The organism is Streptomyces sp. DT224 (assembly GCF_049844595.1).
Classification (GTDB): Bacteria; Actinomycetota; Actinomycetes; order Streptomycetales; family Streptomycetaceae; genus Streptomyces.
Genome location: NZ_JBNCLI010000001.1, coordinates 309,357 through 326,535, shown reverse-complemented (window position 1 = coordinate 326,535; position 17,179 = coordinate 309,357). Strand labels below are relative to the sequence as shown.

The 17,179-nt window shown below is 71.8% G+C and carries 16 protein-coding genes and 1 tRNA gene; 3 read left to right on the top strand and 14 right to left on the bottom strand.

Going from position 1 to position 17,179, the window contains the following annotated elements:
- Positions 1 to 142: 142 nt before the first annotated feature.
- The 14 genes from ACLQ2N_RS01520 to ACLQ2N_RS01455 form a co-directional block, all read right to left on the bottom strand.
- Positions 143 to 1,561: an MraY family glycosyltransferase gene (locus ACLQ2N_RS01520; RefSeq protein WP_425808475.1), complete on the bottom strand. Its 1,419-nt coding sequence runs from the start codon at positions 1,559 to 1,561 to the stop codon at positions 143 to 145.
- Positions 1,562 to 1,652: 91 nt separating this feature from the next.
- A complete protein-coding gene (locus ACLQ2N_RS01515; RefSeq protein ID WP_425808474.1) occupies positions 1,653 to 2,294 on the bottom strand; it encodes a protein-tyrosine-phosphatase in 642 nt (213 codons plus the stop codon).
- Complete coding sequence (locus tag ACLQ2N_RS01510; RefSeq protein WP_425808473.1) at positions 2,291 to 2,938, bottom strand: L-threonylcarbamoyladenylate synthase; 648 nt, start codon at positions 2,936 to 2,938, stop codon at positions 2,291 to 2,293. Before ACLQ2N_RS01510 ends, ACLQ2N_RS01515 begins: the two co-directional genes overlap by 4 nt.
- Before the next feature lie 55 nt (positions 2,939 to 2,993).
- Complete coding sequence (gene prmC / locus ACLQ2N_RS01505; RefSeq protein ID WP_018102642.1) at positions 2,994 to 3,839, bottom strand: peptide chain release factor N(5)-glutamine methyltransferase; 846 nt, start codon at positions 3,837 to 3,839, stop codon at positions 2,994 to 2,996.
- A 48-nt stretch (positions 3,840 to 3,887) separates the two neighbouring features.
- Positions 3,888 to 4,964: a peptide chain release factor 1 gene (gene prfA, locus ACLQ2N_RS01500; protein WP_425808472.1), complete on the bottom strand. Its 1,077-nt coding sequence runs from the start codon at positions 4,962 to 4,964 to the stop codon at positions 3,888 to 3,890.
- A gap of 150 nt (positions 4,965 to 5,114) precedes the next feature.
- The gene (gene rpmE, locus ACLQ2N_RS01495; protein WP_018102644.1) at positions 5,115 to 5,339 is read right to left on the bottom strand and encodes a 50S ribosomal protein L31; all 225 of its coding nucleotides are present in this window, start codon (positions 5,337 to 5,339) and stop codon (positions 5,115 to 5,117) included.
- Positions 5,340 to 5,494: 155 nt separating this feature from the next.
- On the bottom strand, positions 5,495 to 6,595 hold the full coding sequence (locus ACLQ2N_RS01490) for an LCP family protein (protein WP_425808471.1): 1,101 nt from the start codon (positions 6,593 to 6,595) through the stop codon (positions 5,495 to 5,497).
- A gap of 287 nt (positions 6,596 to 6,882) precedes the next feature.
- The gene (gene rho / locus ACLQ2N_RS01485; RefSeq protein ID WP_425808470.1) at positions 6,883 to 8,901 is read right to left on the bottom strand and encodes a transcription termination factor Rho; all 2,019 of its coding nucleotides are present in this window, start codon (positions 8,899 to 8,901) and stop codon (positions 6,883 to 6,885) included.
- A gap of 405 nt (positions 8,902 to 9,306) precedes the next feature.
- The gene (gene thrB, locus ACLQ2N_RS01480) at positions 9,307 to 10,224 is read right to left on the bottom strand and encodes a homoserine kinase (protein ID WP_425808469.1); all 918 of its coding nucleotides are present in this window, start codon (positions 10,222 to 10,224) and stop codon (positions 9,307 to 9,309) included.
- Positions 10,225 to 10,534: 310 nt separating this feature from the next.
- The gene (thrC, locus tag ACLQ2N_RS01475; protein WP_425808468.1) at positions 10,535 to 11,605 is read right to left on the bottom strand and encodes a threonine synthase; all 1,071 of its coding nucleotides are present in this window, start codon (positions 11,603 to 11,605) and stop codon (positions 10,535 to 10,537) included.
- A 6-nt stretch (positions 11,606 to 11,611) separates the two neighbouring features.
- Positions 11,612 to 12,922, bottom strand: coding sequence for a homoserine dehydrogenase (locus tag ACLQ2N_RS01470; RefSeq protein WP_425808467.1), 1,311 nt, complete (start codon positions 12,920 to 12,922; stop codon positions 11,612 to 11,614).
- A gap of 125 nt (positions 12,923 to 13,047) precedes the next feature.
- On the bottom strand, positions 13,048 to 14,439 hold the full coding sequence (gene lysA, locus ACLQ2N_RS01465) for a diaminopimelate decarboxylase (protein WP_425808466.1): 1,392 nt from the start codon (positions 14,437 to 14,439) through the stop codon (positions 13,048 to 13,050).
- A gap of 25 nt (positions 14,440 to 14,464) precedes the next feature.
- A complete protein-coding gene (nrtL, locus tag ACLQ2N_RS01460; RefSeq protein ID WP_425808465.1) occupies positions 14,465 to 15,568 on the bottom strand; it encodes an ArgS-related anticodon-binding protein NrtL in 1,104 nt (367 codons plus the stop codon).
- 55 nt (positions 15,569 to 15,623) lie between these two features.
- Positions 15,624 to 16,037: a response regulator gene (locus tag ACLQ2N_RS01455; RefSeq protein ID WP_425808971.1), complete on the bottom strand. Its 414-nt coding sequence runs from the start codon at positions 16,035 to 16,037 to the stop codon at positions 15,624 to 15,626.
- A 216-nt stretch (positions 16,038 to 16,253) separates the two neighbouring features.
- Between ACLQ2N_RS01455 and ACLQ2N_RS01450 the strand changes: the two genes are divergently transcribed.
- The 3 genes from ACLQ2N_RS01450 to ACLQ2N_RS01440 all read left to right on the top strand — a co-directional run bounded on the left by ACLQ2N_RS01450 (position 16,254) and on the right by ACLQ2N_RS01440 (position 17,151).
- A tRNA-Arg gene (locus ACLQ2N_RS01450) sits at positions 16,254 to 16,325 on the top strand.
- Positions 16,326 to 16,477: 152 nt separating this feature from the next.
- Positions 16,478 to 16,741 carry a CopG family transcriptional regulator gene (locus ACLQ2N_RS01445; protein ID WP_425808464.1) on the top strand — a complete coding sequence of 88 codons (264 nt, stop codon included), beginning with the start codon at positions 16,478 to 16,480 and terminating at the stop codon, positions 16,739 to 16,741.
- A complete protein-coding gene (locus ACLQ2N_RS01440; protein WP_425808463.1) occupies positions 16,738 to 17,151 on the top strand; it encodes a PIN domain-containing protein in 414 nt (137 codons plus the stop codon). The genes ACLQ2N_RS01445 and ACLQ2N_RS01440 overlap by 4 nt, the downstream gene beginning before the upstream one ends.
- Positions 17,152 to 17,179: the final 28 nt, after the last annotated feature.

Sequence of the window (17,179 nt, the reverse complement as noted above, 5' to 3'; positions counted from 1 at the left end):
CCGGGCTTCGTGAACGGTATCACAAACTATTTGATGAGGTCTTTACCTAGAAAGTGTGCTTGCTGTCACACGTGAGGGCTAACGAGCACGCGTGAGCGAGACACAGCTTCAATTCGCCTGCTAATGGGCACCGGTGCCCGTTTCACCGTCGGGTGGAACCGGCCGCCCGACGGTCAGTCGTACGCGAACGGTGGCCGATGGCGGTCGCTCCGTTGACGCCCGAGACACCCGCGGCGACAGGCGCCCCGGCAGCCGCCTCACGCTCCCCGGGGGCACCCTCCGCCCCACCGGTCGCACCCGTCTCCATCTGGCCGTCCACGGGCCCCTGTTGGCCTTCTGCGGCCTCCTCCGACGCGGCCCCCGGCCCCTCCCCGCGACGCCGCCCGCGGCGGTAGCGCGGCGGCACGAAGCGTTCCGCCCAGCGCGGGGCGCGCGGGGTGAACGCGGGCAGCAGGAGCAGGATCAGCCCGAGCGCGCTCAGCCCGACGATCACGATCACGATCCACAGGGACGTCGAGTGCACCGAGTACCCCACCGCACCGAAGGCGATCAGCGCCGACCAGAAGTACATGATCAGCACCGACCGGCTGTGCGAGTGGCCGATGTTGAGCAGGCGGTGGTGGAGGTGGCCCCGGTCCGCCGCGAAGGGCGACTGGCCGTTCCAGGTGCGCCGCACGATCGCCAGCACCAGGTCCGCCGCCGGGATCGCGATGATGGTCAGCGGCAGCAGCAGCGGGATGAACACCGGGAGCATCGCGTGGGTCGCCTGGCGCTCACTGCCCTCGAAGAGCCTCATGTTGTCCGGGTCGACCTGTCCGGTCACCGAGATCGCGCCGGCCGCGAGCACGAGGCCGATGAGCATCGACCCCGAGTCGCCCATGAAGATCCGCGCGGGGTGCATGTTGTGCGGCAGGAAGCCGAGGCACATGCCCATCAGGATCGCCGCGAACAGCGTCGCCGGGGCGGCGGCCTCGATGGTGTGCCCGTACCAGAGCCGGTAGGTGTACAGGAAGAACGCGGCTGCGGCGATGAGCACCATGCCCGCCGCGAGCCCGTCCAGGCCGTCCACGAAGTTGACCGCGTTGATGGTGATGACGACCAGCGCCACGGTGAGCAGCGTGCCCTGCCACGGGGTGAGGGCGACCGTGCCGACGCCCGGGATCGGCAGCCACAGGATCGTGAGGCCCTGGAGGACCATGACGGCGGCGGCGAGCATCTGCCCGCCCAGCTTGATCAGGGCGTCGATCTCGAACTTGTCGTCGAGGACCCCGATCAGCCAGATCAGCGCCGCCCCGGAGAGCAGCGCCCTCGGTTCGCTGGAGAGCTCGAAGACACCGTCGAGGTTGGCGAGGTGGTTGGCGACGATGAGCCCCGCGCACAGCCCGCCGAACATCGCGATGCCGCCGAGCCTCGGCGTCGGTTCGCGGTGGACGTCGCGCGCGCGGATCGCGGGCATCGCCCCGACCGCGATGGCGAACTTGCGCACCGGTCCGGTGAGCAAGTAGGTCACAGCGGCCGTGACACAGAGTGTCAGCAGGTAATCACGCACGGGCTGCCCCACAGATATCGCCGGCCATCTCAGCCCACACCTTAACTAGGTCGGTCCCATGGTCGAGGACACGGAGCCGCCCACGATGGTTGCACGGAGGACGTCAGCGGGGCGCGGAGACGCCGGTCAGCGCGGTGACGACCGGGTCCAGGGCCTGGCTGATCTCGTCGCCGACGGAACGGAAGAAGGTGATCGGGGCGCCGTACGGGTCGTGGACCTCGTCGGCGTCCGCGGTCGGGGCCAGCAGCCAGCCCCGCAGCGCCGCGGCGGCCCGCACCAGGGCGCGGGCGCGCTCGATCACGCCCTCCTCCCGGGCGTCGGGCAGGGTGGCCGGGTCTATGGCCCGGACCAGCCTGGTGAACTCCTTGAGCGTGAACGTGCGCAGCCCGGCCGAGTGGCCCATGGAGATGACCTGGGCGCGGTGGTCGCGGGTGGCCGTGAGCACGAGGTCGGCACGGATCACGTGCTCGTCCAGCAGCTCACGGCCGGTGAAGCCGGTGGCGTCGGCGCCGAAGTCGGCGAGGACCACCTCGGCGTTGGCCTCCATCGGGGCGCCCTCGTGGCCCCAGGTTCCGGCGCTCTCCACAATCAGCCCGCCCTGGAGCGGGTCCCCCAGCCGGTGCACCAGGGCGTGCCGGGTCAGCCGCTCGGTGATCGGCGAGCGGCAGACGTTGCCGGTGCTGACGTGGAGGATGCGGAAAGTGTCGGGCCGCCCCGCTATGCCACGCCCCTCGGGGGCGGTCAATTGGCCACCTCGAGGTCGGGTACCACCTTGCGCAGCTCCTCCGCCGAGAGCGCTCCGGCGCGCAGCAGGACGGGCACCTTGCCGGTGACGTCGACGATGGAGGAGGGCACGATGCCGGGGGTCGGGCCGCCGTCGAGGTAGACGGAGACGGAGTCGCCGAGCATCTCCTGGGCGGCGTCGCAGTCCTCCGGCGACGGGTGGCCGGTCAGGTTGGCGCTGGACACGGCCATCGGGCCGACCTCGGTGAGGAGCTCGATGGCGACCGGGTGCAGCGGCATCCGGACGGCGACCGTGCCCCGGGTGTCGCCGAGGTCCCACTGGAGCGACGGCTGGTGCTTGGCAACCAGGGTCAGGGCGCCCGGCCAGAAGGCGTCGACCAGCTCCCACGCCTGCTCGGAGAAGTCGGTGACCAGGCCGTGCAGGGTGTTCGGGGACCCGATGAGGACCGGCGAGGGCATGTTGCGGCCCCGGCCCTTGGCCTCCAGGAGGTCGCCGACCGCCTCGGAGGCGAAGGCGTCCGCGCCGATCCCGTACACGGTGTCGGTGGGCAGCACGACGAGCTCGCCGCGGCGGACGGCCGACGCGGCTTCGCGCAGCCCCGTCGTGCGGTCGGTCGCGTCGTTGCAGTCGTATCGCCGTGCCATCAGCCGGCCTCCTCAAGCATGTACGGGTAGGGCTGGTACGGGTGGCGCCCCCCGGTCACGGCATCGCCTTGCGGGCCGTGGCGAACCGGGGGCGCCGGTTGAGGTCGGGGTGGTCGGCCGCGTCGGCCCAGCCCCGCTCCTCGGTGAAGATCCAGGGCACCTGGCCGCCCTGGGTGTCGGCGTGCTCGATGACGACGAGGCCGCCGGGGCGGAGCAGGCGGTGCGCGGTGCGTTCGATGCCCCGGATGGTGTCGAGGCCGTCCTCGCCGGAGAACAGCGCCATCTCGGGGTCGTGGTCGCGCGCCTCGGGCGCCACGTACTCCCACTCGGTGAGCGGGATGTACGGCGGGTTGGAGATGACCAGGTCGACCTGGCCGTCCAGCTCGGGCAGGGCCGTGAGCGCGTCGCCGCGGTGGACGGTGACGCGCGAGTTCTCGGCGTTCTTCCGGGTCCACTTCAGGGCGTCCTCGGACAGCTCCACGGCGTGCACGCGGGAGCGCGGGACCTCCTGGGCCATGGCGAGGGCGATGGCGCCGGAACCGGTGCACAGGTCCACGATCAGCGGCTCCACGACGTCCATCGCGCGGACGGCGTCTATGGCCCAGCCGACGACCGACTCGGTCTCGGGGCGGGGCACGAAGACGCCGGGGCCGACCTGGAGCTCCAGGTAGCGGAAGAAGGCGCGTCCGGTGATGTGCTGGAGCGGTTCGCGGGCCTCGCGGCGGGCGATGGTCTCCCAGTAGCGGGCGTCGAAGTCGGCGTCCGGCACGTTGTGCAGCTCGCCCCGCTTGACGCCGTGCACGAACGCGGCGAGTTCCTCGGCATCGAATCTCGGTGAGGGAACACCGGCGTCGGCCAGCCGCTGGGTGGCCTGGGCCACCTCGGCGAGCAGCAGGTTCATCGCGGTTCTCCGTACGGGGTCACGAGCGGGGCGGGGCGGGCGGTGGGCTCAGGCGGCTGCCAGCTTGGCGGCGGAGTCGGCGTCGACGCACGCCTGGATGACCGCGTCCAGGTCTCCGTCGAGCACCTGGTCCAAGTTGTACGCCTTGAAGCCGACGCGGTGGTCCGAGATCCGGTTTTCCGGGAAGTTGTACGTCCGGATCTTCTCGGACCGGTCGACCGTACGCACCTGGCTGCGACGTACGTCCGAAGCCTCCTGCTCGGCGGCCTCCTGGGCGGCGGCCAGCAGCCGGGAGCGCAGGATGCGCATCGCCTGCTCCTTGTTCTGGAGCTGGCTCTTCTCGTTCTGGCAGGAGGCGACGACGCCGGTCGGCAGGTGCGTGATGCGGACGGCGGAGTCGGTGGTGTTGACGGACTGGCCGCCGGGGCCGGACGAGCGGTACACGTCGATGCGCAGGTCGTTGGCGTGGATCTCGACGTCGACCTCCTCGGCCTCGGGCGTCACGAGGACACCGGCGGCGGAGGTGTGGATGCGGCCCTGGGACTCGGTGGAGGGCACGCGCTGCACGCGGTGCACCCCGCCCTCGTACTTCATCCGGGCCCAGACGCCCTGGCCGGGTTCGGTGGCCCCGTTGCCGCCCTTGGTCTTCACGGCGACCTGGACGTCCTTGTAGCCGCCGAGCTCGGACTCCGTGGAGTCGATGATCTCGGTCTTCCAGCCGACGCGCTCGGCGTAGCGCAGGTACATGCGCAGCAGATCGCCGGCGAACAGCGCGGACTCGTCGCCGCCCGCCCCGGCCTTGATCTCCAGCAGCACGTCCTTGTCGTCGCTGGGGTCCCGGGGGACGAGCAGGAGGCGGAGCTTCTCGGTGAGCTCCTCGCGCTGCTGCTCCAGCTCCTTGACCTCGGCGGCGAAGTCGGGGTCGTCGGCGGCGAACTCGCGGGCGGTCTCGATGTCCTCACCGGACTGCTTCCAGGAGCGGTACGTCGCGACGATCGGGCTCAGCTCCGCGTAGCGCTTGTTGAGCTTGCGCGCGTTGCCCTGGTCGGCGTGGACCGCGGGGTCGGCGAGCTGCTTCTCGAGATCGGCGTGCTCGCCGATCAGTTCCTCGACCGCCTCGAACATCTCGGCTCCTGGTTCCTTCGCTCGTCGTGCCTGCCGGCCGGTGGGTGCCTGCCGGGGCCGGGGTACGGAGACCCCGTGCCCGGACCGGAAAAAAACGCCGGCCACGGCGCCCCCGGGAAGAGGGCGCCGCGGACCGGCGCGGACGGCTCGCTACTTGCCGGCGGCCTTGGCGCCCTTGCCGAAGCGGGCCTCGAAGCGGGCCACACGGCCACCGGTGTCGAGGATCTTCTGCTTGCCCGTGTAGAACGGGTGGCACTCGGAGCAGACCTCGGCACGGATGGTGCCGCTGTCCAGCGTGGAGCGGGTGGTGAACGACGCGCCACAGGTGCAGCTGACCTGCGTCTCGACGTACTGGGGGTGGATGTCGCGCTTCAAGGGTGTCTCCTAGGTTCGGGAGGGCTCCGGGTCGTACGCGCGGATTGCGCGTCCGTGAACCGGGGCCGACGTACCAGTCTGCCAGGACCGGCCGTATCTCCCAAAACCAGGGGGGACGGCCGGGTATTCCCCCCGGGCGCGGCCGGGGGCCGGGGTCACCGGACGATCTTGCCCGCGTCGCCCTTGTCGCCCGCCGACTGCTTCGTCGCGGAGGCGGGGATCGGCTTGTCGGCGCCCAGCGCGTCCCAGACCTGCTGGTCGGCCTTCTCCAGCGGGATGACGCGGTTGGGGTCGGCGGGGTCGTACTGGACCGGCAGGGTCACCATGTTCACGTTGTCGGAGCCGAGGCCCTTGAGGCCCTTGGCGAAGCCCGCGAGCTTGGTGACCGAGCCGAGGTCGGAGTCGGTGGTGACGGCCTTGGTGGCGGTGTCCGCGATGCCGTACAGCTTGGTGCCGTCGAACACGCCCACGCTCTTGACCTGCTGCATCAGCGCCTTGATGAACGCCTGCTGGAGCTGGATGCGGCCGAGGTCGCTGCCGTCGCCGACGCTGTGCCGGGTGCGGACCAGGCCGAGGGACTGCTCGCCGTTCAGGGTGTGGGTGCCCGGCTGGAGGTCCAGATGGCTGTCGGGGTCGTCGATCGCCTCGGTGGTGGTGATCCCGACGCCGCCGAGCTTGTCGATCAGCTTCTTGAAGCCGGTGAAGTCGACCTCGACGTAGTGGTCCATGCGGACGCCGGACATGGATTCGACGGTCTTGACCGCGCAGGCCGGTCCGCCGACCTCGTACGCCGTGTTGAACATGGCGCGCTGCTGTCCGGCCACGGGCTTGCCGCTGACGTCGCCGGTGCAGTCGGGCCGGGTGATGAGGGTGTCGCGCGGGATGGAGACCACACTCGCGGTCCTGTGGCCCTTGTTGACGTGGACGACCATCGCGGTGTCGGAGCGGGCCGCGCCCTCGTCGGCGCCGTACTCGCCGTTCGCGCCGGAGCGGGAGTCGGAGCCGAGGACGAGGATGTCCTCGGAGCCGTTGTCGACGTTCTCGGGGCGGTCCTTGCCGAGCGCGGTGTTGATGTCGACGGCCTGGAGGTTGCCGTTGAGGTGGACGTACGCGTAGCCGAGCCCCGCACCGCCCACGACGACCGCGCCGGCCAGGCTCCAGACGGCGATCCGCGTCGCCCTGCGGCCGCGGGACGGCTTCTTCCGGCGCTTGCCGGTGGCCCGTATTCGGCCACTGCTCCCACTTCGCTCGCTCATGCGTCTCCCTCGTTCCGTCGGCTACCCCCTTGCGTTGGCGGCGACAAGAAGCGTGGCACAGGCGGCTGTGGCCCCCGTGTGGGTCCAGAACGGCTCGCACGGCGGCCGTGCCGGCCGGTATTCCGGCGCTCACCTGCGGTTTCGTGGACCATGCAACGGTCGTACGAAGGTGCCGCGCGACGGCGCCCGTGTGGCGAAGGTCTCGGGACGGCAACGGGGTACGGCACAGGGCCGCCCCCGCACCGGGGGTGCGGGGGCGGCCCTGTGTGCTGCCGGAGGGGCGACGACTAGTCGTTGTTGCCCGGGGCCGGCGTCGTCTTCTGGATCTGGAGCAGGAACTCCGCGTTCGACTGGGTCTTCTTCATCCGGTCGAGCAGGAGCTCGATGGCCTGCTGCTGGTCGAGGGCGTGGAGCACCCGGCGCAGCTTCCAGACGATTCCCAACTCCTCGCTCCCGAGCAGGATCTCCTCCTTGCGGGTGGAGGACGCGTCGACGTCCACCGCCGGGAAGATCCGCTTGTCGGAGAGCTTGCGGTCGAGCTTGAGCTCCATGTTGCCGGTGCCCTTGAACTCCTCGAAGATCACCTCGTCCATGCGCGAGCCGGTCTCGACCAGCGCGGTGGCCAGGATGGTCAGCGAGCCGCCGTCCTCGATGTTGCGCGCGGCACCGAAGAAGCGCTTCGGCGGGTAGAGCGCGGTCGAGTCGACACCACCGGACAGGATGCGGCCGGAGGCCGGGGCGGCGAGGTTGTACGCGCGTCCCAGGCGGGTGATCGAGTCCAGCAGGACGACCACGTCGTGACCCAGCTCCACGAGGCGCTTGGCGCGCTCGATGGCCAGCTCGGCGACGGTGGTGTGGTCCTCGGCGGGGCGGTCGAAGGTCGAGGAGATGACCTCGCCCTTCACCGACCGCTGCATGTCGGTGACCTCTTCCGGACGCTCGTCCACGAGGACGACCATCAGGTGGCACTCGGGGCTGTTGACCGTGATCGCGTTGGCGATGGCCTGGAGGATCATGGTCTTGCCGGTCTTCGGCGGGGCCACGATCAGACCGCGCTGGCCCTTGCCGATGGGGGCGACCAGGTCGATGATCCGCGTCGTCAGGACGTTGGAGTCGGTCTCCAGGCGGAGCCGGTCCTGCGGGTAGAGCGGGGTCAGCTTCTGGAACTCGGGGCGGCCGCGGCCGGATTCCGGCGCCATGCCGTTGACCGAGTCGAGGCGGACCAGCGCGTTGAACTTCTCGCGGCGCTCGCCGTCCTTGGGCTGGCGCACCGCACCGGTGACGTGGTCGCCCTTGCGCAGGCCGTTCTTGCGGACCTGGGCGAGCGAGACGTAGACGTCGTTCGGGCCGGGCAGGTAGCCGGAGGTCCGGATGAACGCGTAGTTGTCGAGGATGTCCAGGATGCCCGCGACGGGGATCAGGACGTCGTCGTCGGTGACGGGCGGGGCGTCGCTCGCGAAGTCGTCGCGTCCGCGACGGCCGCGGCGGTCGCGGTAGCGTCCGCGCCGGCCGCGCCGGCCGCCCTCGTCGTCGAAGTCGTCCTGCGGGCCGTTGTTGCCGCCCTGGTTCTGGCCGCCGCCCTGACGGCGGTTGCCGCCCTGGTCGTCGCCCTTGCCGCGCTGGCGGTCGCGCTGGCGGTCGCGGCGCTGCTCGCCCCGGTCCCCGCGCTGGCGGTCGCCGCGGTCGCCGCGGCGGCCCTCGGCGTTGTCCGCGCCGGCCTCGGCCTTGGACTCGCCGGAGCGGTCCTCGGCGGGCGCCTCGTGCTTCTGCTCCTGCTTCGGCTCGTCCTGGGCGCGGTCCTTGCTCTGCGCCTTGGCGTCCGGCTTGCTCTCCGGGCTGCCCGCCTGCGCGGTGGCGCGGCGGCGACGGCGCTCGCCCGCGGGCTGGTCGTCGCTGGCCGGCTGGCCCGGGATGTCGATCTGCTGCTGGGCCGTGGCCTTGTCGGCGGGCGCGGCGGCCGGGGCCTCGTCGGCGCCGGTGCGGGCCTTCGAGGTGGCGCGGCGCTTCGGCTTGGTCTCGGCGCCTTCGGCGGGGGCCTCGGTGGCCTTGGCCTTGGGGGCGGTGGAGCCGCCGCCGGCCTGGGCCTCCTTGATGACCTCGATCAGCTGGCCCTTGCGCATCCGCGCGGTGCCCTTGATGCCGAGGCCGGACGCGACCTGCTGCAGCTCGGCCAGGACCATGCCCTCAAGGCCGGTGCCGGAGCGGCGGCGCCGTGCGGTGGTGCCAGTGGCAGCACCTTCGGCGGGCGCGGCGCTGTCGACGTTCTTGTCGGCAGTCACGCCCATCAGATCGGTGGTGTCGCTCACGAAGGGTCCTTCCCTGGAGCGGACGTCGGCCTTCTGGCTCGGCGACCGGTTGTGCTGTCCGGCTGCGGTCCTCGGTTGGTGCGGCCCGTGCCGGGGCGGTGGTCCGCCGGATGGAACGGCGGAGAGATGAGGTGTGCGTGTGCCCGGCGCGAGCATCCCCCTGCTCGGCCCACTCCTGGATGAGCGGAGGGGTGTCGTGCCGGTTCCGGAGCGTGCTCGCAACTGCTCAGGCAGGCTGCTCAGGCAGTTGGGGGGGCTCCCGGAAGAAATGGTGGTCCCGAAGGGGACACGAAGCAACGCGCCTCATGGACGTCGATTGCAGACTTGAGATTAACACTACCGGCTCCAACAAACATTCCCCCTCTCCCTCACCGGCAATCACTTCTCGGCCAGCAGCCTCTCGGCCTAGCCCGAGAGCGGCAGAACGCTCGCGCCCTGCGCGTCGAGAGCGAGCCGGTTGGCCGCCCATCCCTCGCCCGCCAGTCGGGCGACCTTGTCGGCCGCGCCGTCCCCGGCCAGGGCCAGCACCGTCGGACCGGCGCCGGAGATGACCGCGGGGACGCCCTCGGCGCGCAGCCGGGCCACGAGTTCGACGCTCTCGGCCATGGCGGGCGCGCGGTAGTCCTGGTGCAGCCGGTCCTCGGTGGCCGTGAGCAGCAGCTCGGGGCGCCTGGTCAGGGCCTCGACGAGGAGGGCGGCACGGCCGGCGTTGAACGCGGCGTCGACGTGCGGGACGGTGCGCGGCAGGAGGCCGCGGGCGGTCTCGGTGAGCACCGGCTTGCCGGGGACGAAAACCACCGGAACGATGGAATCAGCGGGGTCCATCCTGATCGCGCGGGCGGAGGCGCCGTCCATCCAGGCGAGCGTGAATCCGCCGAGCAGGCAGGCCGCGACGTTGTCGGGGTGGCCCTCGATCTCCGTGGCGAGCTCCAGCAGGGCCGCGTCGTCCAGCCGGGCGTCGCCCCCGGTCGTCACGGCCCGGGCGGCGACGATTCCGGCGCAGATGGCGGCGGAGGAGGAACCGAGGCCGCGTCCGTGCGGGATGCGGTTGGCGCAGACGATCTCCAGGCCGCGGGGCTGTCCCCCGAGCAGGTCGAAGGCGGTGCGCAGGGACCGTACGAGCAGGTGCTTCTCGTCGCGGGGCAGGGTGTCCGCGCCCTCACCGGCGATGTCGATGTGCAGTCCGGAGTCGGCGACGCGGACGACGACGTCGTCGTACAGGCCGAGCGACAGGCCGAGGGCGTCGAAACCGGGGCCCAGGTTGGCGCTGGTCGCGGGGACGCGCACCCGGACGGCGGCGGCTCGGAAGGCGGGACCGGCCATCGCTGTGACGACTCTCCTTGTGAGGCGGCGGGGGTTCCGGGGGCTGCGGGCGGGGATTCTTCGGGGGAGCCGCAACGGCCCGGGGCACCCCGGCAGACGCGGCGGGGCGGGTTGGGGACAGCTTATCGAAGGAAGGTTCTGTGGCGACATAGGGCGCACAGGAGGCGCACGATGCGTGTCGCACGCCCGCGGTGCGCTCTTGTCGCCGGAAAGGGCCGGTAGAGGCCTTTTCTGACGCCTCGTCGCGAGCGCGGGCGCCTCCCCGGGCCGCTGCGCGGACCGGCCCGGGGAGGGGCCACGCGTGACGTGGTTACGCCAGGCCCAGCTTCTCGGCGGCGGCGGCCGCGTCGACCGGGACGGTGACGGGCTGCGGGGCGCCCGCGACGGCCCAGTCGGGGTCCTTGAGGCCGTTCCCGGTCACCGTGCACACGATCTTCTGGCCGGGGTCGATCTTTCCCTCCTCGGCGGCCTTGAGCAGACCGGCGACGGACGCGGCCGACGCGGGCTCCACGAAGACGCCCTCCTGCGAGGCCAACAGGCGGTAGGCGGACAGGATCTGACGGTCCGTGACCTCGTCGATGAAGCCGCCCGACTCGTCCCGCGCGGCCAGCGCGAAGTCCCAGGAGGCCGGGTTGCCGATCCGGATCGCGGTCGCGATGGTCGACGGGTCCTTGACGACCTCGCCGCGCACGATGGGCGCGGAGCCGGACGCCTGGAAGCCCCACATGCGCGGCTTGTGCGTCGACACGCCGTCCGCGGCGTACTCGGTGTACCCCTTCCAGTACGCGGTGATGTTGCCCGCGTTGCCGACCGGGAGGACGTGGATGTCCGGGGCGTCGCCGAGCGCGTCGACGATCTCGAACGCGGCGGTCTTCTGGCCCTCGATACGGACCGGGTTGACCGAATTGACCAGCGCGACGGGGTAGTTGTCCGAGAGCGAGCGGGCCAGCGTCAGGCAGTCGTCGAAGTTTCCGTCGACCTGGAGGATCTTGGCGCCGTGCACGAGCGCCTGGCCCATCTTGCCGAGCGCGATCTTGCCCTGCGGCACGAGGACCGCGCAGACCATGCCGGCCCGGACCGCGTAGGCCGCGGCCGAGGCGGAGGTGTTGCCGGTGGAGGCGCAGATGACGGCCTGCGCGCCCTCCTCCTTGGCCCGGGTGATGGCCATGGTCATGCCGCGGTCCTTGAAGGACCCGGTGGGGTTGGCGCCCTCGACCTTGAGGTGCACCTCGCAGCCCGTGCGCTCGGAGAGGACCTGAGCGGGGACGAGCGGCGTGCCGCCCTCACGGAGCGTGACGACCGGCGTCGTGCTCGTGACCGGGAGGCGGTCCCGGTACTCCTCGATGATGCCGCGCCACTGGTGGGTGCCCTTGGTGGTCATGGGTCCTTACTCCCCTTCAACACGCATGATGCTGGCGACACCGCGCACGGTGTCGAGCTTGCGCAGCGCCTCGACGGTCCCGGAGAGGGCGGCGTCGGGCGCGCGGTGGGTGACGACGACGAGCGATGCCTCGCCGTCGGTTTCCTGACTGTCCGGCCGGCTCTGCTGGCGGACCGTATCGATGGATACGCCCTGGTCGGCGAAGACCGTCGCGACCTGGGCGAGCACGCCCGGCTTGTCGGCCACGTCGAGGCTGATGTGGTACCGCGTGACGACGTCGCCCATGGGGCTCACCGGCAGGCGCGTGTACGCGGACTCGCCGGGCCCGGGGGCCTCGTTGAGCTTGTTGCGGCAGACGGCCACGAGGTCGCCGAGGACCGCGGACGCGGTGGGCGCCCCGCCCGCGCCGGGGCCGTAGAACATCAGCTGTCCGGCCGCCTCGGCCTCCACGAACACCGCGTTGTACGCCTCGCGCACCGAGGCGAGCGGGTGGCTCAGCGGGATCATCGCGGGGTGGACGCGGGCCGTCACGGACGCGCCGTCGGCGGCGCGCTCGCAGATGGCGAGGAGCTTGACGGTGCAGCCCATGCGGCGGGCAGACGCGATGTCGGCGGCGGTGACCTCGGTGATGCCCTCGCGGTGCACGTCGCCGATGCGGACCCGGGTGTGGAAGGCGATCCCGGCGAGGATCGCGGCCTTCGCGGCGGCGTCGAAGCCCTCCACGTCGGCGGTGGGGTCGGCCTCCGCGTAACCGAGGGCGGTGGCCTCGTCCAGCGCCTCGGAGTAGCCGGCGCCGCTGGTGTCCATCTTGTCGAGGATGAAGTTGGTGGTGCCGTTGACGATGCCGAGCACCCGGTTGACCTTGTCGCCGGCCAGGGACTCGCGCAGCGGCCGGACGAGCGGGATGGCACCGGCCACGGCGGCCTCGTAGTAGAGGTCCCGGCCGTACTGCTCGGCGGCGGCGTGCAGGGCGGCGCCGTCCTCGGCGAGCAGGGCCTTGTTGGCGGAGACGACGCTCGCGCCGTGCTCGAAGGCGGTCGTGATCAGCGTACGGGCGGGCTCGATGCCGCCGATGACCTCGATGACGACGTCGATGTCGCCGCGTTTGACCAGGGCGGTCGCGTCCGTGGTGACCAGGGCGGGGTCGATCCCCTCGCGCACCTTGGAGGGCCGGCGGACGGCGACGCCGGCGAGCTCCACCGGGGCGCCGATGCGCGCCGTGAGGTCGTCGGCGTGCGTCGTCATGATGCGCGCCACCTCTGAGCCGACCACACCACAGCCCAGCAGCGCCACCTTCAGCGGACGCGTACGCATCATCCGACCTCGTTTCCTTTACACCTGTAGTACGGACCAGTCTCACTCACCGGACGGGTGTTCCCGCCACCCGTCCGGATCCTGAGATGTTTACGGGGATACCGTGGTACGCCCCCGGAAATACGGCATCAGCCGACGTCGAGACGCAGGAGATCTTCCTCCGTCTCGCGCCGGACGATCACCCGCGCCTCCCCGTCCCGCACGGCGACGACCGGCGGGCGCAGGGCGTGGTTGTAGTTGCTCGCCATGGAGCGGCAGTACGCGCCGGTGGCGGGCACGGCGATCAGGTCGCCGGGGGCCAGGTCGGACGGCAGATAGGCGTCCTTGACCACGATGTCGCCGCTCTCGCAGTGCTTGCCGACGACCCGGACGAGCATCGGTTCGGCGTCCGAGGTCCGCGAGGCGAGCGCGACGCTGTACTCGGCGTCGTACAGCGCGGTGCGGATGTTGTCCGACATGCCGCCGTCGACGCTCACGTAGGTGCGCAGGCCCTCCAGCGGCTTGACCGTGCCGACCTCGTACAGCGTGAAGGCGGTCGGGCCGACAATGGCGCGGCCGGGCTCGACCGAGATGCGGGGGGTGGCGAGCCCGGCGGCCTCGCACTCGCGGGTCACGATGTCGCCGAGCGACTTGGCGATCTCGTGCGGTTCGCGCGGGTCGTCCTCGGAGGTGTACGCGATACCGAGGCCGCCGCCGAGGTCGATCTCGGGCAGCTCGACGCCGTGCTCGTCGCGCACCTCGGCGAGCAGCTGCACGACGCGGCGGGCGGAGACCTCGAAGCCGGCCATGTCGAAGATCTGGGAGCCGATGTGGGAGTGGATGCCGACGAGTTCGAGCCCGTCCAGGGTGAGCGCCCGGCGCACGGCCTCGGCGGCCTGTCCGCCGGCCAGCGCGATCCCGAACTTCTGGTCCTCGTGGGCGGTGGCGATGAACTCGTGGGTGTGCGCCTCGACGCCGACGGTGACCCGGATCTGGACGCGCTGGCGCTTGCCGAGGCCCTGCGCGATGTGGGCGACGCGGACGATCTCCTGGAAGGAGTCGAGGACGATGCGCCCGACGCCGGCCGCGACGGCGCGCTCGATCTCCTCGACGGTCTTGTTGTTGCCGTGGAAGGCGATGCGCTCGGCGGGCATCCCGGCGTCGAGCGCGGTGGCCAGCTCGCCGCCCGAGCAGACGTCGAGGTTGAGCCCCTCCTCCCTGAGCCAGCGCACGACCGCCCGGGAGAGGAACGCCTTGCCGGCGTAGAAGACGTCGGCCCCCGGCCCGAAGGCGTCGGACCAGGCGCGGCAGCGGGCCCGGAAGTCGGCCTCGTCCAGGAAGTAGGCGGGGGTGCCGAACTCCTCGGCCAGCCGGGACACCGTGAGCCCGCCGACGGTCACCGCCCCGTGCTCGTCGCGGGTGACCGTGCGGGACCACACCTTCTCGTCGAGGACGTTGAGGTCGTCGGCGGGGGCGAGGTAGTGGCCGTCGGACATGACGTCGGCGTGACGGGGTCCGGCGGGGTGTGCGGATCGGCTCATCGTGTGGCTCTGCTCTTTCGGGTGTTCAGAGGTGTTCGGGCGCGCTGACGCCGAGCAGGGACAGGCCGCCGGCCAGCACCGTCCCGGCGGCTTCGGCGAGGGCCGTCCGGGAGCGGTGGGCGGCCGAGGGTTTCTCGTCCCCGGCGGGGAGCGGGTGGGCGGCGTCGTGGAAGTCGAAGAAGGCGGCGGCCACCGCTTCGAGGTGCCGGGCGAGCCGGTCGGGGGCGCGGTGCAGGGCGGCGGCCGCCAGGACGGCGGGGTGCGCGTCGAGCAGCGTGAGCAGGGTGTCGGCCCCGGCGGTGTCGATGTCCTCGCCGGGCCCCGCGACGGTGACGCCGAGCCGGCCGGCCTCCCGGACCAGGGCACGGGCGCGGGCGTGTGCGTAGCGGACCCGGAAGAGGGCGTTGGCCTCGGTCTGCGCGATGAGTTCGGGCCCGAGGGGGGCACGGTCGTGCCCGGCGGCGCGGAGGAGGCCCCAGCGGGCGGCGTCGGGGCCGAGCCGGGCGAGGAGGACGGCGGTGGTGTCGCCTGCGGGGACGGGGCGTAGGGGGGCGGGCGGTTCGCCGGGGGCGTCGGCGGGCGCCTCCGCGTGCTCCCTCTCGTACGCCTCCGCGCTCACCCCGAGCCGCGCCCAGTCCGCATCCGGCTCCCCCGCGCAGCTGACGCGTACGGCGGCGCCCTGGGCGGCCAGGAGGCGGCGGACCGCGTCGGCGGTGACGGCGGCCCGGACCTCGCGGGCGTGGACGAGCCGCACCCGCTGTCCGGCGAGGGCGTCCCCGTACCCGTACCGCTCCCCCTGCTCCCGCACCCGGTGGACGAGGTCGCGGTGGGCGGCGGCGCCGGTGGCGGCGTCGAGCGTGAAGTTGAGGAAGCCGGGTCCGGTGATCTCGACTCCGGCGACTCCGGGGGCTCCGGCGAGCCGGTCGCGCAGGATCTCGGCGACCTCGCGGGCGGCGAGGCCGGCGGGTCCGGCGAGCTGGAGGGCGACGGCGCTGGCGTAGTCGCCGCGCCCGCCGGGCCGGGTCCTCTCCACCCGCACGCGCGCGGGCACGGGCGCGTGAAGGGCGTCCTCGCGGACCGCGCGGCGCACGGCGTGCAGCACGGTCGTGGAGAGGTCGACGGGGGTCACGGGACAAGCGTATGGGAGGGAGGGGGGCCCTTCGCGAACCGGTTTCGCCATGCGGTCAGCCGGCGGCGCTCTCCGCCCGCCCGGCGCCCGGCCCGGCGGCCGGCACGGACGACCGGCCGCGCTCGACGAGCCGGTGCACGAGCATCACCAGCTCGCCCGGCTCGAACGGCTTGGCCAGGAACGCGTCCACCCCGGCGGCGACCCCGTGGTCCACCTCGTACGGCGTGCAGGCGCTGACGATCGCGAGCGGCAGACGCTCGGTGCGCGGATCGGACCGCAGCCGGGTGGCGGTCTGGAGGCCGTCGAGCCGGGGCATGACCACATCGAGCGTGATCGCGTCGGGGCGGACCCGGTGCACGAGATCCAGACACTCGACACCATCGCCCGCGGTCACGACCTCGAAGCCCTCCAGCTCGAGATTGACCCTGATCAACTGCCGGATGACCTTGTTGTCGTCGACAACAAGCACGCGGCCGCATGCCCCAGACACCCTTCGAGGGTAGGCGCGGCGGAAGGGCTGCGTCCGGGTTTTGCCCACTTCCGCCCCCGGAGGAGGGTCCACGAGGATGGCCGGATGTGCGTACGAGGGGGCACACGCCGTCACGCGATGACGCGGAATACCTGTTCACGGGCACCCCGTCGGAGCTGGTAGTGTTTCCCCCGTCGCCAAGCAGCACAGCGATACGCCCCCGTAGCTCAGGGGATAGAGCATCGGCCTCCGGAGCCGGGTGCGCAGGTTCGAATCCTGCCGGGGGCACTTCGGAAGAAGTGCCAAAGAGGTTCTTGACCCGCGACGCGGGTCGGGAACCTCTTTTTTGATGTCGAGCCACACACGGCCCACGTGGCGGGGCCCCGGCCGCTTAACCACGTCGCCCCCCCGATGGGAGGATAAGCAGTAGGATAAGTGGCATGAGCGAGCCTACCGGCAAGTACTCGATCACCATGCCGCGCGACATCGCCGAAGCCGCCAAGGCCCGCAGCGGCCCCTCCGGCTTGTCCGCCTATGTAGCCGCGGCCGTCGCCCGCCAGATCGAGCGCGACAACCTCAACGAACTCATCACGGTCGCCGAGGCCGAACACGGACCTGTCACGGACGATGAGATCCAGTCCCTGCGGGACGAACTGACCCGGGCACGGCGCGAACAGACCGAGCCCGGAGCGAACGCGGCGTGACCCTGTCTCCCGCAGCCCCCGGCGGAACCCTCGTCCTTGACAGCGAAGGACTGGCCAAGGCCGTCCTGCGCGACCGGGCCGCCATCGGCTGGCTCGCTCTGGCACGCGCCGACGACCTGCGCGCGATCACCTCGGCGGCCACCCTCGTCGAAGTGATCCACCCCCGCATCAACCGCCCGGCCCTGGAGTGGACGCTCTCCCGTCTGGTCATCGAACCGATCACCGAACCGATCGCCCGGCACGCCGCCACGCTTCTCGCCGATGCCGGTCTGCACGGCCACAAGTACGCCACCGACGCGATGCTCGCCGCTACCGCTCTGACCGCACCTGGACCGGTCACGATCCTCACCTCCGATCCGGAGGACCTCATGACCCTCTGCGGTGGACGCGCGACCGTGATCAAGATCTGACCGCTCCTCCTCGAGGCGCGGGGGCGTA